21 protein-coding genes and 1 pseudogene are annotated in these 19,264 nt (G+C 73.1%); 6 read left to right on the forward strand and 16 right to left on the reverse strand.

Annotated elements, in window-relative coordinates:
• Positions 1–46 precede the first annotated feature (46 nt).
• The 7 genes from ACFP3R_RS13840 to lpdA form a co-directional block, all read right to left on the reverse strand.
• Positions 47–574 carry an ArsR/SmtB family transcription factor gene (locus ACFP3R_RS13840; RefSeq protein WP_380636174.1) on the reverse strand — a complete coding sequence of 176 codons (528 nt, stop codon included), beginning with the start codon at positions 572–574 and terminating at the stop codon, positions 47–49.
• A gap of 1 nt (position 575) precedes the next feature.
• Positions 576–1,595 carry a serine hydrolase gene (locus tag ACFP3R_RS13845; protein ID WP_380636175.1) on the reverse strand — a complete coding sequence of 340 codons (1,020 nt, stop codon included), beginning with the start codon at positions 1,593–1,595 and terminating at the stop codon, positions 576–578.
• Between the two features lie 161 nt (positions 1,596–1,756).
• Positions 1,757–2,500, reverse strand: a complete 744-nt coding sequence (lipB, locus tag ACFP3R_RS13850) for a lipoyl(octanoyl) transferase LipB (protein ID WP_380636176.1) — start codon at positions 2,498–2,500, stop codon at positions 1,757–1,759.
• Complete coding sequence (locus tag ACFP3R_RS13855) at positions 2,497–3,156, reverse strand: phosphatase PAP2 family protein (RefSeq protein WP_380636177.1); 660 nt, start codon at positions 3,154–3,156, stop codon at positions 2,497–2,499. Before ACFP3R_RS13855 ends, lipB begins: the two co-directional genes overlap by 4 nt.
• A 79-nt stretch (positions 3,157–3,235) precedes the next feature.
• The gene (locus tag ACFP3R_RS13860; RefSeq protein ID WP_380636179.1) at positions 3,236–4,132 is read right to left on the reverse strand and encodes a TIGR01777 family oxidoreductase; all 897 of its coding nucleotides are present in this window, start codon (positions 4,130–4,132) and stop codon (positions 3,236–3,238) included.
• Between the two features lie 544 nt (positions 4,133–4,676).
• Positions 4,677–6,422: a 2-oxoglutarate dehydrogenase, E2 component, dihydrolipoamide succinyltransferase gene (gene sucB / locus ACFP3R_RS13865; RefSeq protein WP_380636181.1), complete on the reverse strand. Its 1,746-nt coding sequence runs from the start codon at positions 6,420–6,422 to the stop codon at positions 4,677–4,679.
• 54 nt (positions 6,423–6,476) lie between these two features.
• A complete protein-coding gene (gene lpdA / locus ACFP3R_RS13870; RefSeq protein ID WP_380636183.1) occupies positions 6,477–7,847 on the reverse strand; it encodes a dihydrolipoyl dehydrogenase in 1,371 nt (456 codons plus the stop codon).
• Positions 7,848–8,022: 175 nt separating this feature from the next.
• Here lpdA and ACFP3R_RS13875 point away from each other — a divergent pair, with 175 nt between their 5' ends.
• Complete coding sequence (locus ACFP3R_RS13875) at positions 8,023–8,343, forward strand: oxidoreductase (protein ID WP_380636185.1); 321 nt, start codon at positions 8,023–8,025, stop codon at positions 8,341–8,343.
• Positions 8,344–8,385: 42 nt separating this feature from the next.
• On the opposite strand, the gene ACFP3R_RS13880 is transcribed toward ACFP3R_RS13875, so the two are convergent.
• Positions 8,386–9,882 (reverse strand): leucyl aminopeptidase, encoded by a 1,497-nt coding sequence (locus ACFP3R_RS13880; protein WP_380636186.1) that lies wholly within the window; start codon positions 9,880–9,882, stop codon positions 8,386–8,388.
• Positions 9,883–10,076: 194 nt separating this feature from the next.
• Between ACFP3R_RS13880 and ACFP3R_RS13885 the strand changes: the two genes are divergently transcribed.
• Together ACFP3R_RS13885 and ACFP3R_RS13890 are read left to right on the forward strand one after the other, a co-directional pair.
• Positions 10,077–11,282, forward strand: coding sequence for an APC family permease (locus tag ACFP3R_RS13885; protein ID WP_380636187.1), 1,206 nt, complete (start codon positions 10,077–10,079; stop codon positions 11,280–11,282).
• Between the two features lie 75 nt (positions 11,283–11,357).
• A complete protein-coding gene (locus ACFP3R_RS13890) occupies positions 11,358–12,461 on the forward strand; it encodes a branched-chain amino acid aminotransferase (protein ID WP_380636188.1) in 1,104 nt (367 codons plus the stop codon).
• Here the strand turns inward: ACFP3R_RS13890 and ACFP3R_RS13895 are convergent.
• The 3 genes from ACFP3R_RS13895 to cobU all read right to left on the reverse strand — a co-directional run bounded on the left by ACFP3R_RS13895 (position 12,454) and on the right by cobU (position 14,826).
• Entirely contained in the window at positions 12,454–13,164 is a 711-nt protein-coding gene (locus ACFP3R_RS13895; protein WP_380636189.1) for an adenosylcobinamide-GDP ribazoletransferase, read from the reverse strand. The two genes, ACFP3R_RS13890 and ACFP3R_RS13895, sit on opposite strands and share 8 nt — an antisense overlap.
• A gap of 70 nt (positions 13,165–13,234) precedes the next feature.
• Positions 13,235–14,272 carry a nicotinate-nucleotide--dimethylbenzimidazole phosphoribosyltransferase gene (gene cobT, locus ACFP3R_RS13900; protein ID WP_380636191.1) on the reverse strand — a complete coding sequence of 346 codons (1,038 nt, stop codon included), beginning with the start codon at positions 14,270–14,272 and terminating at the stop codon, positions 13,235–13,237.
• Positions 14,269–14,826 carry a bifunctional adenosylcobinamide kinase/adenosylcobinamide-phosphate guanylyltransferase gene (cobU, locus tag ACFP3R_RS13905; protein ID WP_380636193.1) on the reverse strand — a complete coding sequence of 186 codons (558 nt, stop codon included), beginning with the start codon at positions 14,824–14,826 and terminating at the stop codon, positions 14,269–14,271. Before cobU ends, cobT begins: the two co-directional genes overlap by 4 nt.
• Before the next feature lie 77 nt (positions 14,827–14,903).
• Here cobU and ACFP3R_RS13910 point away from each other — a divergent pair, with 77 nt between their 5' ends.
• A complete protein-coding gene (locus ACFP3R_RS13910; RefSeq protein ID WP_380636194.1) occupies positions 14,904–15,104 on the forward strand; it encodes a hypothetical protein in 201 nt (66 codons plus the stop codon).
• On the opposite strand, the gene ACFP3R_RS13915 is transcribed toward ACFP3R_RS13910, so the two are convergent.
• Together ACFP3R_RS13915 and ACFP3R_RS13920 are read right to left on the reverse strand one after the other, a co-directional pair.
• Positions 15,071–15,724 (reverse strand): hypothetical protein, encoded by a 654-nt coding sequence (locus ACFP3R_RS13915; protein ID WP_380636196.1) that lies wholly within the window; start codon positions 15,722–15,724, stop codon positions 15,071–15,073. The two genes, ACFP3R_RS13910 and ACFP3R_RS13915, sit on opposite strands and share 34 nt — an antisense overlap.
• A 53-nt stretch (positions 15,725–15,777) precedes the next feature.
• Positions 15,778–15,993 (reverse strand): hypothetical protein, encoded by a 216-nt coding sequence (locus ACFP3R_RS13920; protein ID WP_380636197.1) that lies wholly within the window; start codon positions 15,991–15,993, stop codon positions 15,778–15,780.
• Between the two features lie 221 nt (positions 15,994–16,214).
• On the opposite strand from ACFP3R_RS13920, the pseudogene ACFP3R_RS13925 reads away from it, so the two are divergent.
• Together ACFP3R_RS13925 and ACFP3R_RS13930 are read left to right on the forward strand one after the other, a co-directional pair.
• Positions 16,215–16,418: pseudogene (locus ACFP3R_RS13925) on the forward strand (helix-turn-helix domain-containing protein); the annotation flags it as partial.
• 12 nt (positions 16,419–16,430) lie between these two features.
• Positions 16,431–16,952: an XRE family transcriptional regulator gene (locus tag ACFP3R_RS13930; protein WP_380636480.1), complete on the forward strand. Its 522-nt coding sequence runs from the start codon at positions 16,431–16,433 to the stop codon at positions 16,950–16,952.
• Between the two features lie 40 nt (positions 16,953–16,992).
• Here ACFP3R_RS13930 and cutA read toward each other — a convergent pair whose 3' ends face one another.
• The 3 genes from cutA to ACFP3R_RS13945 form a co-directional block, all read right to left on the reverse strand.
• Positions 16,993–17,316: a divalent-cation tolerance protein CutA gene (gene cutA / locus ACFP3R_RS13935; RefSeq protein WP_380636198.1), complete on the reverse strand. Its 324-nt coding sequence runs from the start codon at positions 17,314–17,316 to the stop codon at positions 16,993–16,995.
• A 103-nt stretch (positions 17,317–17,419) separates the two neighbouring features.
• Positions 17,420–18,406: an aldo/keto reductase family protein gene (locus tag ACFP3R_RS13940; RefSeq protein WP_380636199.1), complete on the reverse strand. Its 987-nt coding sequence runs from the start codon at positions 18,404–18,406 to the stop codon at positions 17,420–17,422.
• Between the two features lie 211 nt (positions 18,407–18,617).
• Entirely contained in the window at positions 18,618–19,259 is a 642-nt protein-coding gene (locus ACFP3R_RS13945; protein ID WP_380636201.1) for a DUF3043 domain-containing protein, read from the reverse strand.
• Positions 19,260–19,264 lie beyond the last annotated feature (5 nt).

Genomic DNA, 19,264 nt, shown 5'->3' on the forward strand with positions numbered 1-19,264 from the left:
GGGCGAGGTCGCGTCCGGGGTTCCGGCCGGGCTTGCGGCCGGGGGGTCAGCCGCGCAGCTGACCGGCCACGTCGGCGGCGGCGGTGAGCAGGACGAGCACGGGGATCGTGGCCGAGGGCCGCAGGCGGTAGCTCCCGCGCTTGTCCTGCTCCACCACGCCGGACCCGGTCAGCGCCTTGAGGTGGTGGTACAGCTGGCCGGTCGACCCGAGCCGGGCCGCCTCCTGGAGCGCGGCGGCCGGTTGGGCGCCCTGCCCGAGCAGGGTGCGCACGATCTCCACGCGGGCCGGGTGGGCCAGCGCGGACAGCACCTCGACGCGGGGGCGGTCGGCCAGCGACAGCGCGTGCTCGGGCGTCACGTCGATCCGCCAGGACACCTGGCCGTCGCCGAGCGCCACCTGACCGCCGTAGCCGAACGCGCCGCCGTCGTCGGTGGTGCCGTCGTCGGTGGTGGTGCCGCCGCGGGTGCCGCCGTGGGGTGCGGGCGGCTCGGCGGGGGCGCGCTCGTCGCCCTCCAGGGCGGCTACGCGCCGCTCCAGCTCCGCCAGCCGCTGCACCAGGTCCACCGCTGCCATCCTAGGAGAGGGCCGCCTGGAATTCCCGCAGCGCGCCGGGCTCCAGCAGGGCCCGTCGGACCAGGTGCACCAGGTCGGCCGCACGGGCGAACTCCTGCTCGTCGACCTCCTCGGTCAGCACCGCCGCGCTGCCGACCCGCCCGTCCTCCCAGCGCACGCTCATGCCCACGGTGACGATGCCGGGCAGCGACCCGCCCTTGAAGCCGATCCCGGCCACGCCCGGCGGCAGGTCGCCGCCCAGGGCCTGCTCCAGGTACCCCCGGGCCAGGTCGACGTCGGACAGCGACCGGTGCGCCCGGCGCAGCCCGGCGGCCGTGCCCGCCCACGTCGTCCGGGCCCACGGCCGCTGGCCCTCGTAGGTGGCGGGCAGGTCGGGGAACCTGCCGATCACCTCCAGCTGGAGCTGCGGGTCCCGCAGGTACCGCTCGACGCTCACCGGGCGGCCCAGGACCAGCCGCAGCACGTCGCCCAGGAGCTCGGGCACCGGGGCGCCCGGCCAGCCGTGCCGGGCGGCCGCCGAGCGCAGCACGCGCTCGCCCAGCCGGTACCGCAGGAGGTCGGTGGCGGCGTTGTCGCTGTACCGGATCATCGACGTGACCAGGTCGTCCAGCGTGACGCGGTGCTGCGGGTCGTCGGCGGTGGCGCCGTTGGAGGACGGGATGCCCAGGGCGCGCAGGGACGCCTGGTGGGCACCGCCGTCGAGGCCGAGGTGGTACTGCTCCCAGTCGCCGACGCGGACCCGGTCGTCCGGGTTCACCGCGCCGGTCGCCACGGCCTTCGCGTACCCGGCCAGGTGCACCACCTTCACGGCGGAGGCCAGCGGTTGGGGTTCGAACGCCCGGTGCGCGACCCGGCCGCCCCGACCGTCGTCCACGGCGACGGCGACGTGGCGGCGGTGGGCGCGGAACCAGGACAGCCAGTCGTCCGGTCGGGCCTGCGCCCGGGCGGGGGCGGTGGGCAGGAGCGCGGTGGCGCCTGCCACGCCGCACGCGCAGAGCAGGTGTCGTCGGGTCAGGAGCACGACGATTCTCCCCTCTGTTGGTCCGTAATTCCGGAATACTAGAGGGGAGGGGTGCGTCGTGTCAGCTGTCGGGTTTCGGCGGTGGCTCGTTGAGCTGTTCGCCGACCCGTTCGGCGGGCGGCGGGGAGGGTGGCGCCGGGGGCGGCCTCGCGTGGGTTGTTTCAGCTGGTGCGGACCGCGAAGGTGACGCCGGCGGCCACCGGGTCGCGGCGCGTCAGCGTGCGGTCGGTCAGCGGCAGGTCGCCGTTCAGTGCGTCGACCACGGCCCGCCGGGCCAGCGGCAGCACCTCGGCCACCGTGACGTCCCGGTCCAGCTCGTGCGACAGCGAGGCCACGCCGGCGTCGCGGATGCCGCACGGGATGATGTCGGCGAACGCGGCCAGGTCGGCGTTGCAGTTGATCTCGAACCCGTGCAGGGTCACGCCGCGCTGCACCCGGATGCCGATGGCCGCGACCTTGCGCTCGCCGCCCCGGTCGTCGGCGGGCAGCCACACGCCGCTGCGGCCCTCCACGCGGCCCGTGCGCACGCCCAGCTGGTCGCAGACGTGGATCAGGGCCTGCTCCAGGCGGCGCACGTACTGCACGACGTCCAGCGGCTCGGCCAGGCCGATGATCGGGTAGCCGACCAGCTGGCCGGGGCCGTGCCAGGTGATCTTGCCGCCGCGGTCGACGTCGATGACCGGGACGTCGCCGCCCGTGGGGCGCTCCTCGGGCTCGGTGCGCCGCCCGCAGGTGTAGACGGACGGGTGCTCCAGCAGCAGCAGCGTGTCGCCGGTGGTGCCGGCGGCGCGCGCCTCGGCGAGCTCGCGTTGCAGGTCCCAGGCGGCCAGGTAGTCGATGGTGCCCAGCTTGCGCACCTCGACCTGGTCGGAGGAGGCGCGGCAGGAGGGGTCAGGACTGCTCACGTCTCGACCCTACGCCCAGCGGCGGTCGCGGCGGCACCGGCCGGAGGTGGGGGCAGCAGCCGCAGCACGTGGGCCGTGACCAGCCCCGTCCCGACCACGGCGAGCACCGCGCCCGCGGTGTCGGTGAACCAGTGCATCTCCAGCACCACCCGGCTGGCGGCGGTCAGCGCCACCGCCGTGGCGGCGAGCGCGACCGCGTGCCGGAGGTGGCGGCGGGCGAGCCTGCCCACCAGCACCACGCCGGTGAAGGCGACCGCGGTGACGGCGGTGACGTGCCCGCTCGGGTAGGCCCACTTCGGGTACTCGATCGGGCGGACGCGCTCGTAGCCGTGGCGGGCGAGGACGGTCGACCAGGACACGGCCAGCAGCACGGCGGCGCGCAGCACGAGCCCGTCCCGGGCCAGGAGGGCGCGCAGGGCCAGGGAGGCGACCGCGATCGTCGCCAGGCCGGGGCTGAGCACGAAGCTGATCACGGTGGCGGCGTGGGTGAAGGCCGGGCCCAGGTCGGCGGCCGCCTGGTGCAGGTCCCGGTCCAGCGCGGGCACCTCGCGGCGCACCGACAGGCCCAGGACCAGCGAGGCCAGGGCCAGCGCGAGACCGATCAGGACCGCGATCACGGCCGGGTGCCGGTGCGTTCGGTCATCGGATTCGTCCACCTGCCTGCTGTGCGTCATGTGCTGCGGTGCTGCTGTGCTGCGTGTTTGTGCGGCTGTGCTGTGCGGCTGTGCTGTCCGCCTAGTTGCCCACCTGCCGGTGGGCGGCCGTTGCCACGGCGCCACCCAGGGCGGGGTGCAGGAACTGGAAGCCGTGCTGTTCCAGGACGCGGGGCACGGCGCGCTGGCCGGCCAGGAGGCCCTCCTCGGCGAGTTGGCCGAGGGCGAGCTTGAGCGCGAACGGCGGGGCCACCCAGGGGGTGGGGCGGTTCAGCGCGTGCCCGAGGGTGCGGGTGAACTCGGCGTTGGTGACGGGGCTGGGCGCGGTGAGGTTCACCGGGCCCCGGACGTCGTGCTCCACCACGAACCTGATCCCCGCGATCGCGTCGTCCAGCGAGATCCACGGCATGTACTGGCGGCCGTTGCCCAGGCGACCGCCCAGGAAGAGGGAGAACAGCGGCCTGATGCGGCCGAACAGGCCGCCGGAGGGGCTGATCACCAGGCCGGTGCGGAGGGTGGCGACGCGGGCGGCGTTCTCGGCCGGTGCGGTGGCGGCCTCCCAGCGGCGGCACAGGTCGGCGAGGAAGCCGGTGCCGGAGGGGGTCGTCTCGTCGACCAGCTCGTCCCCGGTGTCGCCGTAGTAGCCCACGGCGCTGGAGTTCACGAGGGCGGGGACGCCGTGCTCGGCCACGGCGGCGGCCAGGACCTCGGTGGGCACGGTGCGGCTGTCCAGGAGGACCTGCTTGCGGGCGTCGTTCCAGCGCTTGTCGGCCACGCCCGCGCCGCACAGGTTGACCACCGCGTCGACGCCGTCGAAGGTGCCCGGGTCGATGCGCCCGGCGGGCGGGTCCCAGCCGCGCTCGTCCGGGGCCGCGGGAGGTCGGCGGACCAGCCGCAGCACCTCGTGCCCGGCGCCGCGCAAGGCGGCCACCAGGCTGGTGCCGATCAGACCCGAGGAACCCGCCACCACGACACGCATGGGTTGATCGTCTCTCAGTGCCCGCCCGGTTGCACAGCGGGTCGGGTGTCACCCGCGCCACGCCCGCCCGCCCCCCAATTCCGGGAGCGCTCCCACCCGCGAGTCGTACGTCCAGGTCGGGCGTGTCGTACGTTCAGGACCCCCGAGTTGCACGTTCAGGTCCGCGAGTCGCGCGTTCGGGACCACCGTGTCGAACGTTCAGGGCTGGTGAGTTCTGCGTTCGCGTGGTTCACGGGCGAAGGGGCAAGAGCGGAAGGGCAAGAGCGGAAGGGCAAGAGCGGAAGGGCAAGAGCGGTCGCTCGCCGCTGGGCAGGCCGCCGGGGGAAGGGCGTCCGCTCGTGTCCTCCCGTATGGCCTGCCTGAGGCAACCGCGCTTGTCAAGGGGTCCGCGAAGGGCGTGCGGACCCCTTGACAAGCGCGGTAGGGCTGCGCCCAGGCCATACGGGAGGACACGAGCTCAGGGAGGGTGTGCGCTGGCGCGGGGGTGGTGAAAAGGCGAGGCCGCCCCCCTGGTGTGGGGGGCGGCCTCTGGGCGTGTGTGGTGTCAGAGGCCGAGGTCGGCCTCGAAGGCGCCTTCTTCCAGGCGGTTCTTGACGGTGGTGAGGAAGCGGCCGGCGTCGGCTCCGTCCACCAGGCGGTGGTCGTAGGTCAGCGCCAGGTAGGTCATGGAGCGGATGGCGATGGTGTCGTCGCCGCTCTCGTCGGTGATCACGACGGGGCGCTTCTTCACCACGCCGACGCCCAGGATGCCGACCTGCGGCTGCTGGATGATCGGGGTGTCGAACAGGGCGCCGTTGCTGCCCAGGTTGGTCAGCGAGAAGGTGCCGCCGGTCAGCTCGTCCGGCGTCAACTTGTTCGCGCGCGCCCGCGAGGCCAAGTCGCCGATCTTGTGCGACAGGCCCGCCAGGTTGAGGTCGCCCGCGTTGGCGATGACCGCGTTCAGCAGGCCCCGCTCGGTGTCGATCGCGATGCCCAGGTGCTCGGCGCCGTGGTAGACGACCTCCTTCTTCTCCTCGTCGATGGAGGCGTTCAGCACCGGGTGCTGCTTGAGCGCCTCCACCGCCGCCTTGGCGAAGAACGGCAGGAACGTGAGCTTGGCGCCCTCGCGCTGCTCGAACGCGGCCTTGGCCCGGTTGCGCAGCCGGGCGATCTTGGTGACGTCCACCTCGAACACCTGGGTGAGCTGCGCCGAGACCTGGAGCGACTCGCGGGTGCGCTGGGCCACGATCTGCCGCAGGCGGGGCAGCTTCTGCACGGTGCCGCGCTTGCCGCTGGTGTCGGGGGCCGGGGTGGCGACGCGCTGCGCCGGGGCGGAGGCGGCCGGTGCCTGGGCCTTCTGGGGGGCGGGCTCGGGGGCCTTCTTGGCCTCGACGGCGGCCAGCACGTCCTGCTTGCGGATGCGGCCGCCGACGCCGGTGCCCTTCAGCGAGGCCAGGTCGATGTCGTGCTCCGAGGCCAGCTTGCGCACCAGCGGCGTCACGTACGGGGCGCCGTTGGCCGACTCCTCCTGCTTCGGCTCCTGCTGGGCGGGGGCCTTCTCCTGCTCCTGCCGGGGGGCGGGGGGCTGGGGGGCCTGCTGCTGGGGAGCCGCCTGCTGCTGGGGAGCCGCCTCCTGCTGCTTCGGCTCCTCCCGCTTCGGCTCGGGCTCGGGGGTCTCGGCGGCGGGGGAGCCCGAGCCGATCACCGCGAGCTGCCCGCCGACCTCGACGGTCTCGTCCTCGCCGGCGCTGATCTCCAGCAGGGTGCCGGCCACCGGGGAGGGGATCTCGGTGTCGACCTTGTCGGTGGACACCTCCAGCAGCGGCTCGTCGATCTCGACGGAGTCGCCGACGGACTTCAGCCAGCGGGTCACGGTGCCCTCGGTGACGCTCTCGCCCAGGGCGGGCATGGTCACCGGGGTGCCGTCGGAGGAACCGCCGGACTGCTTCGGGGCCTCCTCCTGCCGGGGGGCCTCTTCCGGCTCGGGGTCCGGGGTGGACTGCGGCTCCGGCTGGGCCTCCTCGGCGGGCGCGGCGCCGCCGCCGGAGGTCGAGTCGTCGGAACCGGCGTCCGAGCCGTCGCCGATGACGGCGAGCTCGGCGCCGACCTCGACGGTCTCGTCCTCCTGGGCGACGATCTTCTGGAGCACGCCCGCCGCCGGGGAGGGGATCTCGGTGTCGACCTTGTCGGTGGACACCTCCAGCAACGGCTCGTCGACCTCGACGCGGTCACCCTCCTGCTTCAACCAGCGGGTGACCGTGCCCTCGGTGACGCTCTCGCCGAGTGCGGGCATTTGGACGGAGAAGGCCATCGTTCGCTGACTCCTCGTGCGTGGGTCGAAGTTCGGCTGACTGGGGTGCGACGGTCAGCCGTGCACGTGCAGCGGCTTGCCGGCCAAGGCGAGGAAGGCTTCGCCGAGGGCTTCAGTCTGGGTCGGGTGGGCGTGGATCAACGGCGCCACGTCCTCGGGGTACGCCTCCCAGCTGTAGATCAGCTGGGCTTCACCGATCAGCTCGCCGACCCGCTCGCCGACCATGGTGACACCGACCACCGGGCCATCGGGCGCCTTCACGAGCTTGACGCCACCGGCGGTCTTCAGGATCTGGCTCTTGCCGTTGCCCGCGAGGTCGTAGACGAACGTCTCCGCGGAGCCGTACTTCTCCTTGGCGGCGGCCTCGGTCAGGCCCACCGAGGCGACCTCGGGCTTGCAGTAGGTGACGCGCGGGATGCCCGCCTCGTCGATGACCTTGGGGTTCTGCCCGGCGATCTCCTCGGCGACGAAGATGCCCTGCTGGAAGCCGCGGTGCGCGAGCTGGAGGCCGCGCACGATGTCGCCGACCGCGTAGACGCCGTCCAGGCTGGTCTTCAGGCGCTCGTCGGTGACGACGAAGCCGCGCTCGATCGCGACGCCGGCCTCCTCGTAGCCGTGGCCCGCGGTGTTGGGGCCGCGGCCGACGGCGACCAGCAGCAGGTCCGCCTCCAGCACGTCGCCGGACTCCAGGGTGACCGACACACCCGAGTCGTTCTGGGTGGCGCCGGTGAACTTCACGCCGGTCTTGAACTTGATGCCGCGGCGGCGGAACGCGCGCTCCAGCTGCTTGGACGCGTACTCGTCCTCGGCCGGGACCAGGCGGGGCAGCGCCTCGACGATGGTGACGTCGGCGCCGAAGGAGGACCACACGCTGGCGAACTCGACGCCGATGACGCCGCCGCCGAGCACCACGACCTTCTCGGGCACGAAGTCGAGGTTCAGGGCCTGGTCACTCGTGATGACCCGGCCGCCGATCTCCAGGCCGGGCAGGCTGCGGGCGTAGGACCCGGTCGCCAGCACGACGTTCTTGCCCGTGTAGCGCTTGCCGTCGACCTCGACGGTCCGGTCTCCGACGAACGTGCCGGCGCCCTCGACCAGGGTGACCTTGTTGGCCTTGGCCAGGCCCTGGAGACCCTTGTAGAGACGGCTGACCACACCGTCCTTGTAGGAGTTCACGCCCGCGACGTCGATGCCCTCCAGCGAGGACTTCACCCCGAACTGGTCACCCTCGCGGGCGTTGTCCGCGACCTCCGCCGCGTGCAGCAGCGCCTTGGTCGGGATGCAGCCGCGGTGCAGGCAGGTGCCCCCCAGCTTGTCCTTCTCGACCAGGATGACGGACAGGCCGAGCTCCGCGGCGCGGAACGCGCAGGCGTAGCCGCCCGAGCCGCCACCGAGGATCACGAGGTCGGCGGAGGTGTCGGTCACGGGATCTCCCTGGAGAGCTTGATGCCTTACTCCGCGCGGGTGCGCGCGTGTGCTGGCCATCTTGTCACTACGGTGCCGACAACGGCGACGCGGTGTCCTGTTCGGAGGACTTGCCCCCGGCTTCACCTCCGCGCCGGCACGATGGTGGGAGGGAACGCCGTCAGGAGGTGGCCGGGTGGGTCTTTTCGACCGTTTTCGCAGGAAGCAGCGTCCTGGCGTGCTGCGGGCAGCCACGTCCACCGACACCACCCACATGGAGCAGTGGGCTTCGTCACGCCGGGGGGTGGAGGCGTACGTCGAGCCGAAGACGACCGTGACCGAGACCACGGTAGTGCTGGTGGCCCACGACGGCGAGTGGACGCGCCGGCGCATCGACGGCGAGGACGGCGCGCGGCGGTTGGCGAAGAAGCTGAAGATCCCGATCTACGACGCGGGCATCGTCGGCTACCCCAAGCGGATGCGCGAGTACTCGCGGCGCAAGGAGAACCGGGGCTGAGCGCGACCGGCCGGCGGTCGGTAGCCGGCCGGTCGCGGTCGGTCAGCCGTTCGCGGCGATGTCCGCCAGCACCGCGGCGAGGGTGCGCACCGGCACGCCCGTGCCGCCCTTGGTGGTGTAGCCGTACGGGCCGCCGGTGTGGAACGACGGCCCGGCCACGTCGATGTGCGCCCAGGTCACGCCCTCGGCCACGAACTCGCGCAGGAAGATCCCGGCGGTCAGCATCCCGCCGAACCGGTGCCCGGCCACGTTCGCCAGGTCGGCCACCCGCGACTCCAGGTCGGCGCGCAGCTCCTCCGGCAGCGGCATGGCCCACGCCTGCTCGCCCACCGCGCGGCCCAGCGCGGCCACCCGGTCGCGGAACTCCTCGGTGCCCATCACGCCCGCGGTGCGCTTGCCCAGCGACACGACCTGGGCGCCGGTCAGCGTGGAGGTCTCGATCAGGTAGTCCGGCCCCTCCTCGCAGGCCCGCGCGATCGCGTCGGACAGGATGAGCCTGCCCTCGGCGTCGGTGTTGAGCACCTCGACGGTCTTGCCGCCGTACATGGTCAGCACGTCACCGGGCCGGTAGGCGGTGCCGGACGGCATGTTCTCCGCCATCGGCGCCCACGCGGTGACCTCCAGCGGGAACTTCAGCTTCGCGGCCAGCACCACGGTGGCGATCACGGCCGCCGCGCCGCCCATGTCCGAGGTCATCTCGTCCATGCCCGGCGCGGGCTTGATCGAGATGCCGCCGGTGTCGAAGGTGATGCCCTTGCCGACCAGCGCGACCTTCTTGGTCGCCTTCGGGCCGCGGTAGGTGACGCGGACCAGGCGCGGCGGGCGGCTCGACCCGCCGCCGACGCCGAGGATGCCGCCGAAGCCCTGCTTGCGCAGCGCCTTCTCGTCCAGCACCTCGACCTCCAGGCCCTCGGTCCGGGCCAGCGCGGCGGCGCGCTCGGCGAACGAGGCCGGGAACAGGTCGTTCGGCGGGGTGTTGACCAGGTCGCGGGTGGCGGTCACGGCCTCGGCGATCGCGGTGGACGCCTTGACCGTCGCCCGGTGCGCCCGGACGGGGCCCTGGGCCGGCGCGACGAGGTCCACCCGCGCGACCGGGGCGTCGCCCTTGTCGGACTTGTAGGCGGTGAACGAGTACGCGCCGAGCACGGTGCCCTCGACGGCCGGGCCGAGGTGCAGCGCGGACAGCGCGGTCACGGCGCGCTTCTTGCCGGCCAGGGCCCGCGCCGCCGCGCCGGACGCGCGGCGCACCTGGTCCTCGGTGACGGAGCCGTCGGCGGCCGGCTTGCCCAGCCCCGCCGCGACCACGACGGGTGCGGCGATCCGGCCGAGCGTCGGCAGCGTCACGACCTCGTCCTGCCTGCCGGTCGCGCCCAGGGCGACCAGCACGCCGAGCACGCCGCCGTCGAACGCGGCGTCGACCGCCTCCGCACCGCCGGCCAGGACGAGCCCCTCGGGGCCCTGGATGGTGCCCACCACGACGGCGTCGACGTCGGTGGTGTTCAGGTCACTGTCGGTGATGACGAGTTTGGGGGCGGTCACTGCGGCTCCTCGACGGTCCTCCCGGCACTTCCTGGTCGTGCGTCGGGATGCGGAATAGATCGAGTCGAATGCTAGGGGGCTCGTTCCTGCACGTGGCGGCCGCACCTTCGACAGCAACGAGTAACAATTAACACGTTCGGGGGTAAACCGCATGAGGGTTAGCCGTCACCTGATCCGTATGTCACCGTGTACCGGTGACAATCACGCCCCGTGCCGGGGCCGTGGTGCTCGCCCTCGGCGCGACCCTGGGGGTCGGCGTGCTCGCGGGGTTCGCCCCCGCCGCGGCCGCGGCGGGCCCCTGGTTCCCCGTGGCACTGGTCCTCGCCGCGGTGACCGCGCTGTGCTGCGCGTTCTCCACCGCCGACCAGTACCGCGCCTACCCGGACGCCCCCGGCGGCTACGCCTACATCCGCAACCAGCTCGGCCCGTGGCCCGCGCGCATCGGCGCGAGCGCCCACCTGGTCGGCCGGGCCGGGGTGGCCGCCGCGCTGGCCGGCGCGTTCGGCGCCTACGTCGTCCCCGACCACCGGGTCGCCGCGGCGGTCGGCCTGCTCGTGGTGACCGCGGCGCTCGGCGCGTCGGGCTTCCGCTGGCGCACCGGCCCGAGCGTGGCCGCCGCCGCGGTGGTGCTCGGCACGCTCGCGCTGGTGGTCCTGGTGTGCTTCGCGGTCGCCCCGCCGGCGAACCCGGTCTGGACCGCCGGCGGCCCGGGGTTCGAGGGCCTGATGAGCGCCGGGTCCCTGCTGTTCGTGCTGTTCACCGGGTTCGAGCGGATCACCGCGCCGCTGCCTGGCGACCGGGTGTTCACCGACCGCGTGCTGCGCTTCGCCATCCCGGCGCTGGTGGTGGTCGTGCTGGTGGTGTCCGTCGCCGTGGGCGCGGCGCTGCTGCGCCAGCTCGGCCCGGCGCGCCTGGCGCTCTCGCCCGCGCCGCTGCGGGACGCCCTGGTCGCCGCCGACGGCCGCGCGCTGCTGCCCGTGCTCGCCGTGGGGGCCACCGTGGCCGCGGTGTCCTCGCTGTTCTTCGTGCTCGGCTCGGCCCGCCGCACGCTCGTCGGCCTGGTCGAGACCGGCGACCTGCCCCCGGTGCGCGCGAGCTGGCCGCTGGAGGTGGTGGGCGTGGCGTCGGCCGCGCTCGGCGTGGTCGCGCTGACGCCGGCCACCGCGCTCGCGGTCGGCGCGTGCGGCACGGCGTTCTACTACGGCTTCACGAACGCCTCGGCGCGCGTGCTGCTCCAGGAGGACCGGACGTGGCCCATGCGCACCGCGTGCCTGGGTCTCGGGCTGTCGGTACTGCTGGCGATGAGCGCGCCGACCGAGGCGCTGTTCATCACCGGCGCGGCCCTCGCGCTGGGTACCGGCGCGATCGCGCTGGGTCGGGTCCGGCAGACCGTCCGATAGCCAGACCGGATGGTCGGACGTCCGAGCGTCGGGACGGCGATTTTCCGATGTCCACGGGGCGGCTACTGTGCTGCCATGACGACAGCGTTGCCTTTTACCCGGACCCCCAACCCGCAGCCGGCGACCCCGGAACGCGTGGCGGAGGTACTCGCGAAGCCGGGCTTCGGGCAGCACTTCACCGACCACATGGTGACGATCCGCTGGAACCGCGAACAGGGCTGGCACGACGCTGCGGTCGAGCCCTACCACTCGCTGGAGCTGGACCCGGCGGCCATGGTGCTGCACTACGGCCAGGCGATCTTCGAAGGGCTCAAGGCGTACCGCCGGCCCGACGGCTCGGTCGCCTCCTTCCGCCCCCGGGCGAACGCCGAGCGCTTCCGCGCCTCGGCCCGCCGCATGGCGATGCCCGAACTGCCCGACGAGCTGTTCCTCGGCTCGCTCCGGGAACTGCTGGCCGCGGACGAGCGCTGGGTGCCCGCGTCCGGCGGCGAGGAGTCGCTGTACCTGCGGCCCTACCTGTTCGCCACGGAGAAGGGCCTGGGCGTGCGGCCGTCGGGGGAGTACCTCTACGTGCTCATCGCCTCGCCCGCCGGCTCGTACTTCACCGGCGGCCTGAAGCCGGTCACGGTGTGGCTCTCGACCGAGTACGTCCGCGCGGCCCCCGGCGGCACCGGCGCGGCCAAGTTCGCGGGCAACTACGCGGCGTCCCTGGTGGCGCAGGCGCAGGCCGCCTCGGAGGGCTGCGACCAGGTCGTGTGGCTGGACGCGGTGGAGCGCCGGTGGGTCGAGGAGATGGGCGGGATGAACCTGTTCTTCGTCCTCGGCTCCGGTGACGACGCGCGCGTGGTGACGCCGGAGCTGACCGGCTCGCTGCTGCCGGGCATCACCCGCGACTCGCTGCTCCGGCTCGCGCGGGACTTCGGCCACGGCGTCGAGGAGCGCCGGATCTCCACCGAGGAGTGGGAGAAGAAGGCGGAGTCCGGCGAGCTGACCGAGGTGTTCGCCTGCGGCACGGCCGCGGTGATCACGCCGGTCGGGCACGTCAAGCACGCGGACGGCGAGTTCTCGATCTCCGGCGGCCGCACCGGCGAGGTGTCGATGAAGCTGCGCCGGCACCTGACCGGCATCCAGCAGGGCCTGGTCGAGGACCCGCACGGCTGGATGACGAAGATCAACTGAGCGGCTGGAGGGCGCAGACCGCCAGCACCACCAGCGTGGCGGTCTCGCAGGCCGCGCCGAGCACGTCGCCGGTGATCCCGCCGAAGCGCCTGCGCGTGTGCCCGATCAGCAGCAGCACGAGCCCGGCCGCGAGCACGACCGCGGCCGGGCCGCGCCACGGGTGGACGAGGAACCCGCCCACCGCCAGCGCGACCCACCACCCGGCGGCCACCCACCACGGCTGGGAGCCGGCCACCAGCGCGCCCAGCCCCTCGGGCCGGGCCGCCGGGACACCGCGCAGGCAGCACAGCGCGAAGGCGGCCCGCCCGGCGGTCACCGCGAGCACCACCGCGCCCCACCCGACCACCGGCAGGGCGGCGGCCTCCGCGCCCAGCACCACGACCAGCGCGACCACGGCGAACGGCCCCGCGCCGCCGTCGCGCATGACGGCCAGCGCCCGCTCGGGCGGCCCGTAGCAGCCCAGCCCGTCGGCGGTGTCCGCGAGCCCGTCGAGGTGCATCCCGCGGGTGGCCAGCGCGAGGAAGCCGACCACGAGGAAGCCGCCGAGCAGGCCCGGCAGCACGGCCAGCAGGCCCGCGGCGACCGCGCCGAGCAGGAGGCCCACCAGGGGGGCGAGGGCGATGGCCCGGCGGGCGGCCCGCGCGTCGACCTCGCCGACGACGCGGACGGGCAGCACGGTGAGCAGCGACAGCGCCAGGCGCATCAGGCCGGCCTCGGGGTGGGTGCCGCCGCGCTCGTGCCGCGCGTCGTGCTCGTCGTGCCCGTCCTGTTCGTCACGCCGGCCCGGAGATGCCCGCGCTGTCGAAGGTCGCCATCTCGGCCAGCACCCGGGTGGCCATCACCACCAGCGGCAGCGCGGCCACCGCGCCCGAACCCTCGCCCAGCCGCATGTCGAACTCCAGCAGCGGTTCCAGGCCCAGGTGGTTGAGCGCCAGCGCGTGCGCGGGCTCCGCCGACAGGTGCCCGGCCACCCACCACTCGCGGGCCCCCGGCGCCAGCTCCTCCGCGACCACGGCCGCCGCGCCGGTCACCACGCCGTCCAGCACCACGGGCGTCTTCCGCACCGCCGCCTGGGCCAGGAAGCCCGCCATCGCGGCGATGTCCGCGCCCGAGGACCGGCCCAGCAGCGCCACCGGGTCGTTGATCACCGGCCGGGCGCGGCGCAGCGCGTCCCGGATCGCGGCGGTCTTGCGCATCCAGCCCCGGTCGTCGACCCCGGTGCCCCGGCCGACCACGGCCACCGGCTCCGACCCGGTCAGCGCGGCGATCAGCACCGCCGCCGGCGTCGTGTTGCCGATGCCCATGTCACCGGCGATGAGCAGGTCCGCGCCGCCGTCGACCTCGTCGTCCACCAGCTTGCGGCCGACCTCGACCGCGCGTTCGGCCTCCTCGGGGGTCAGCGCGTCCTCGCGGTCGATCGACCCGGAGCCGCGCCGCACCTTCTCGTCGCCGACGGCGGTGTCGGAGTCCACCGCCACGTCGACCACGCGCACGGTCGCGCCCGCCACGTTGGCCAGCACGTTCACCGCCGCGCCGCCGGCCAGGAAGTTGGCCACCATCTGCCCGGTGACCTCGCTCGGGTAGGCGGACACGCCGTGCCGCGCCACCCCGTGGTCACCGGCGAACACCACCACGCGGGGCCGGGTGAACGGCCGCGGCGGGCACTCGCCCTGGCAGGCCGCCACCCAGGCGCCCAGCTCCTCCAGCCTGCCCAGCGAGCCCACGGGCTTGGTCAGCACCGCGTGGCGGCTCACCGCCTGGCGGCGCGCGTTTCCGCTGGGCGGCTCGACGGGCGGGAACTCGATGGTCACCGACTACCTCCGGCTTCGCGCAAGTGCAGGGGGATCCCGGCGACGACCAGCAGCACCTCGTCGCACACCTCGGCCAGCCGCGCGTTGAGCGAGCCGAGCTGATCGCGGAAGAGCCTGCCAGAGCGGGTCCCGGGCACGACGCCGAGGCCGACCTCGGCGGAGACGAGGACCAGCCGGCTGCGCGTGCGCCCGACCGCGCGTACCAGCTCGTCGCACCCCGCCTCGGCCCGCGCCAGGCCGCGGCCCTCCCACGCGTCGGCGTCGTCCAGCACGCCGGTGAGCCAGGTGGCCAGGTCGTCGACCAGGATCGGCGGGTCGTCCGGGGTGGTGGCGGTGAGCAGCGCGGGCAGGTCGCCGGGCGCGGGCGCCTCCACCGTGGTCCAGGTGAGCGGTCTGCGGGCGACGTGCCGGGCGATCCGCTCCTCCCAGTCGGCGTCGTCGGGGTAGCGGCGGGCGGTGGCGACGTAGGTCACCACCGCGTCGGTGAGCAGCCCCTCGGCGTGGGCCGACTTGCCCGACCGCGCACCGCCCAGGACCAGTGTCCGACGCGTCACACCACACCCCATCCGCTCGGCGAGGCCATAGCCTGACCGGGAACGTTACCCGCAGGGCATCCGGGGAGGAGGTCGTTGTGGAGTACCGGTGGCGGTACCAGGACGTGGAGGGCCGGGAGGTCGACGGCCCGGTCGCGGCGTTCGCCGACCAGGGCGAGGCCGAGGAGTGGTTCGGCGAGGTGTGGCAGGAGTTGCGGGAGGCCGGCGTGGCGCAGGTGACGCTGCTGCGGGCCGAGTCGGAGGTCTACGGGCCGATGTCCCTGGCGCCGGCGGAGTAGGGCCCCCGGGGTTCTTCGACGGTGCAGTGCCGGAGGGTGCGGACCAGTTTCGAGGCCGGGGTCCGGCGGATGGCCGGGTCGGTGAACGACGTGGTGCCGTGGTCGACGGGGGTGGGGCCGGTTCGGTAGCGGAAGCCCTCGACGCCGTAGGTCGGGTGTTCGCGGGCGCGGATGACGAGGTGGCCCTCCGCGCGCAGGGCGGGGCAGACGCGGACCGACAGGCTCAGGCAGGGTCGGCAGATCGGTGGTTCGGCGACGAGCATCCCCTCGGGCCAGTCCGGCCAGTGGCGGGTGCGGTCGGGGATGAGCCAGAGGACGCCGTGGTCGTCCTGGTCGGCCGGTCCGGCGCAGACCTGGCACAGGAGTTTGCGCATGGCGCGGCGTTGGCGGTGGACGTGGATCTGCGCGAACCGGGGTGTGCCTTGGCCGGGGTTGACCGTCGCGCGGTCCCACAGGACGCCCCGGCTGTCGCGGTCGCCGAGGATCTCGTCCGCGTAGGCGATGCCCGCCCCGCCGGGGAGTTCGACCAGTCGCGGGTCCTCCGCCGTTTCCCCGCTCCACATCGCGATGTAGGGGACCTTGTTCTTTTCCGTCGTGAGCGCTGTTCGTGTTGATGGCATCGATATCACCTTCGCTTGCCTCATGGCGGTGGTTGGTTGGTGTCGAGAGTTCGTTACGTGTTTTCGCTGAACCGGCGCAGGTCGGGAAGGGCCCCGTCGAGTCGGGCATGGAGTCTTTCCGCGGCGTCGAGCGTCAAGGTCAGGGTCACCACGTCGTCGAAGGTCGCTTCGAACTCGCCGCCGGCGTTGATCTGCGAACTGAACACGGCGTCGCCGTATATCCGAATGCGCGAGCTGTGCTCGACCCCGTTTTCCGCCTGCATCACCATGTATCGGTAGCCCTTCCTTGGGTGCACTAAATCCGCGCCACCGCCGTATGCCTGAGCACGGCTGGCCCGATCCTGTTCCTACCGGTTTGCAGTCGGTGGTCGAGTTGATCGACCCGGCTGGTGGCGTCTGGTCATGGGTCTGGTGTGGTCTGGTCGGCCTGCTGTGGCATCCGGTCGTGCGACCATAGGGCTGTCTGGTATGAGGTGTGTTGCAGTCTGGTATGGGTGGATGCAGGCAGAAGGAGCGAGTTGTGCCACAAGTTCTCGAAGTGGATGGCGCGCGGCTGAGGGCCGCCAGGGAGTACGCTGGGTACTCGCTCACCCGATTGGCGCAGGCGACCAACTACTCGAAGTCGTATCTGGGACTGGTCGAAACCGGGGTGAACCCGGTTACCCTTGAGGTGGTGGCGGCTTATGAACGAGCACTAGGGGTCGGCGTGTACCGACCGGACATCAACCACCCGAGGTTGAAGAAGATCGAAGGTCCCGAACACCTGCGGCACATCCGGGCGGCGGTGGAGGCCGGAGATCCGGACATCTTCGCGCAGGGACCTACGTCCAGTTCCATCGACGCGGCCGTGGCTCCGGTCGTGGGGTCGAAAGCCGTCGAGAACTTCCGGCGGTGGGCCGTCAGCGGGGAGACCTCGACGCTGAGGGCCAACGCGGTGAGCATCCTGGGGTTCCTGCCGGGCCGGGAGAACGCGGACGTCGTCGTCCGGGTGCTGGACACCGACGCCGTGGTGCGGCGGTTGTGCCTGGCTTCAGAGGTCTCCCGGCTGACCCGGTGCGCCTGGGACGTCGCCCTGGCGGTCGCGGACGACCCCACCACCGCGCCGGAACCCAGGAGGCTCGCCGCCAAGCTCGCCAAGGAGGCCGTCGACCCGAAGGACACCGAGTCGCGCTGGTGCGCGGGCTACCTGCTCCAACGCCTGGCGCCGGTCCTGGGGTCGGGCAGCTGACGCCTCGGCGGCCCCGGTGCTTGTGCGACCCTGTCGGCCGCTACTCGGGGCTGACCGTCCCGCGCAGCCAGGCGAGGTAGTCCTCGGACGCGGCGGCCAGCGGCACGGCCGTCACCTCGGGGTTGTCCCAGGGGTGCTCGTGCCGCAGGTGCGCCTCCAGCGCGGGGTAGCGCTCGGCGGTGGTCTTCAGCGTCACCTGCCACTCCTCACCTTCGCCCCGCGCGCCCAGGTGCCAGAAGAACGACGTCACCGGGCCGGACACCTGTGCGCTCGCCGCCAGGCGGCCGGCCACGGCGGAGCGGGCGAGGCGGGCCGCCACCTCGCGGTCGGCGGCGGTCGTGGTCACCTGGAGGAAGTCGGCCATGGTCGATCAGGCTAGCCCTCGCCGACAGGGTCCTGACCAGCAGCGACGACGAACGGGCACCCCCTTCGCCCGCGGGGTGCCCGTTCGTCGTCCTAGCCCCTGGTCACGGCGTGATGGTCAGGCGCGGGTCGGTCTCGACGGAGTCGCCCAGCACCTCGTCGATCTTCGCCAGCAGCTCGTCCTCCAGCTTCACACCGGCGGCCTTCACGTTCTCGTGCACCTGCTCCGGCCGGGACGCGCCGATGATCGCGGACGCCACGTTCGGGTTCTGGAGCACCCAGGCCACCGCGAGCTGGGCCGGCGACAGCCCGGCCTCGTCGGCGAGCGGCTTGAGCTTCTGCACCTTCTCCAGCACGTCGTCCTTCATGAAGCGCGCGATGAACTTCGAGCCGGTCTCGTCGGTCGCGCGCGAGCCCTGCGGCGGCTGCTGCCCCGGCAGGTACTTGCCGGTCAGCACGCCCTGCGCGATGGGCGACCACACGATCTGGCTGATGCCCTCGCGCTCCGAGGTCGGCACCACCTGGGACTCGATGATGCGCCACAGCATCGAGTACTGCGGCTGGTTGGAGATGAACGGGATCTTCAGCTCACGGGCCAGCGCCGCGCCCCGGGCGATCTGCTCCGCGTTCCACTCGGAGACGCCGATGTAGAGCACCTTGCCCTGCCGCACCAGGTCGGCGAAGGCGAGCATGGTCTCCTCCAGCGGCACGGTCCGGTCGAACCGGTGCGCCTGGTAGAGGTCGACGTAGTCGGTCTGGAGCCGCTTGAGCGAGCCGTTGATGGACTCGGCGATGTGCTTGCGCCCCAGGCCCTTGTCGTTGAGGCCGCCGGGGCCCGTGGGCCAGAAGACCTTCGTGAAGATCTCCAACGACTCGCGGCGCTGCCCGGCCAGCGCGCGGCCCAGCACGGACTCGGCCTTGGTGTTGGCGTAGACGTCCGCGGTGTCGAAGGTGGTGATGCCCGCGTCGAGCGCGGCGTGCACGCAGGCGGTGGCCTGCTCCTCCTCGACCTGGGAACCGTGGGTGAGCCAGTTGCCGTACGAGATCTCGCTGATGTTCAGGCCACTGCGGCCGAGGCGTCGGAACTCCATGCCGACAAGTCTAATGAGGATTCGTTCGGCAAGCTAATTAACTGTTGGGGATCACCGCGGCCGGCCGCGCCCTCCTCAAGCCCCGACGAACCGGAACTCGGGCTGACCCGGTGGAACCCGCCCACCACTCGCGAGGTAGGAGGCGAGCACGGCACGGACTGCACACGTCCGGGTGTCGGAGGTGATGCCCGCCCCGACCGCCGTGAAGACCTCAGACCTTGTCGCCCGGCCTCACGCGCGGCTTCGGCACGCGGAGGCGGCGGAGCTGGCTGGCCCGGATGAACGAGTACCAGCCGATCGACAGGCCGCGCGAGGTGTCGGTCGGGAACCTCAGCCTCACCCGCCGGGTGACCAGCCGGCCCAGCACGAAGCCCTCCACGACCATCGCGAGCAGCATGAACGTGGTCAGCAGCGTGGCGTACTGCTGGATCGCGGGTGACGGCACGAGCAGCGCGACGAACACCAGGATCGCCAGCGGCATGAACAGGCCCATGAGGTTGCGGCGCGAGTCGACCACGTCCCGGATGTACGCCTTCACCGGGCCGCGGTCGCGCGGCAGGAGGTACTTGTCCTCGCCGGCCATCATGCGCTGGCGGCGCTCGACGGCGGCGGCGCGGCGCTCCTCCTTCGACACCTTGCTCCCGCTCCCGCGCGACCGCTTGAACGCCTCGCGCTGCGTGCGGGGCGGCGGCGGCACCGGGCCGCGCCGCTTGCCCTCGGCCTCGCGGCGCTTGGGCGTGGGCCGACCCTTCCCGGGCGTGCGCCCGGGGTCCGCGGCGGTCACCTCCGGGGCGATGTCCTCGGTGGTGGCGGTCTCAGCGGCTTCGTCGGCGTTGCGGCGCAGGAACCTCACCTCAC

It is taken from the genome of Saccharothrix lopnurensis (assembly GCF_042658445.1).
GTDB classification, from domain to species: Bacteria; Actinomycetota; Actinomycetes; order Mycobacteriales; family Pseudonocardiaceae; genus Actinosynnema; species Actinosynnema lopnurensis.

Coding starts and splice junctions, on each gene's coding strand:
- ACFP3R_RS13840 (WP_380636174.1), bottom strand. CDS start 574: ATGGCAGCGGTGGACCTGGTGCAGCGGCTGGCGGAGCTGGAGCGGCGC.
- ACFP3R_RS13860 (WP_380636179.1), bottom strand. CDS start 4,132: ATGCGTGTCGTGGTGGCGGGTTCCTCGGGTCTGATCGGCACCAGCCTG.
- sucB (WP_380636181.1), bottom strand. CDS start 6,422: ATGGCCTTCTCCGTCCAAATGCCCGCACTCGGCGAGAGCGTCACCGAG.
- ACFP3R_RS13890 (WP_380636188.1), top strand. CDS start 11,358: ATGACGACAGCGTTGCCTTTTACCCGGACCCCCAACCCGCAGCCGGCG.
- ACFP3R_RS13895 (WP_380636189.1), bottom strand. CDS start 13,164: ATGCGCCTGGCGCTGTCGCTGCTCACCGTGCTGCCCGTCCGCGTCGTC.
- ACFP3R_RS13915 (WP_380636196.1), bottom strand. CDS start 15,724: ATGCCATCAACACGAACAGCGCTCACGACGGAAAAGAACAAGGTCCCC.
- ACFP3R_RS13920 (WP_380636197.1), bottom strand. CDS start 15,993: ATGGTGATGCAGGCGGAAAACGGGGTCGAGCACAGCTCGCGCATTCGG.
- cutA (WP_380636198.1), bottom strand. CDS start 17,316: ATGGCCGACTTCCTCCAGGTGACCACGACCGCCGCCGACCGCGAGGTG.
- ACFP3R_RS13940 (WP_380636199.1), bottom strand. CDS start 18,406: ATGGAGTTCCGACGCCTCGGCCGCAGTGGCCTGAACATCAGCGAGATC.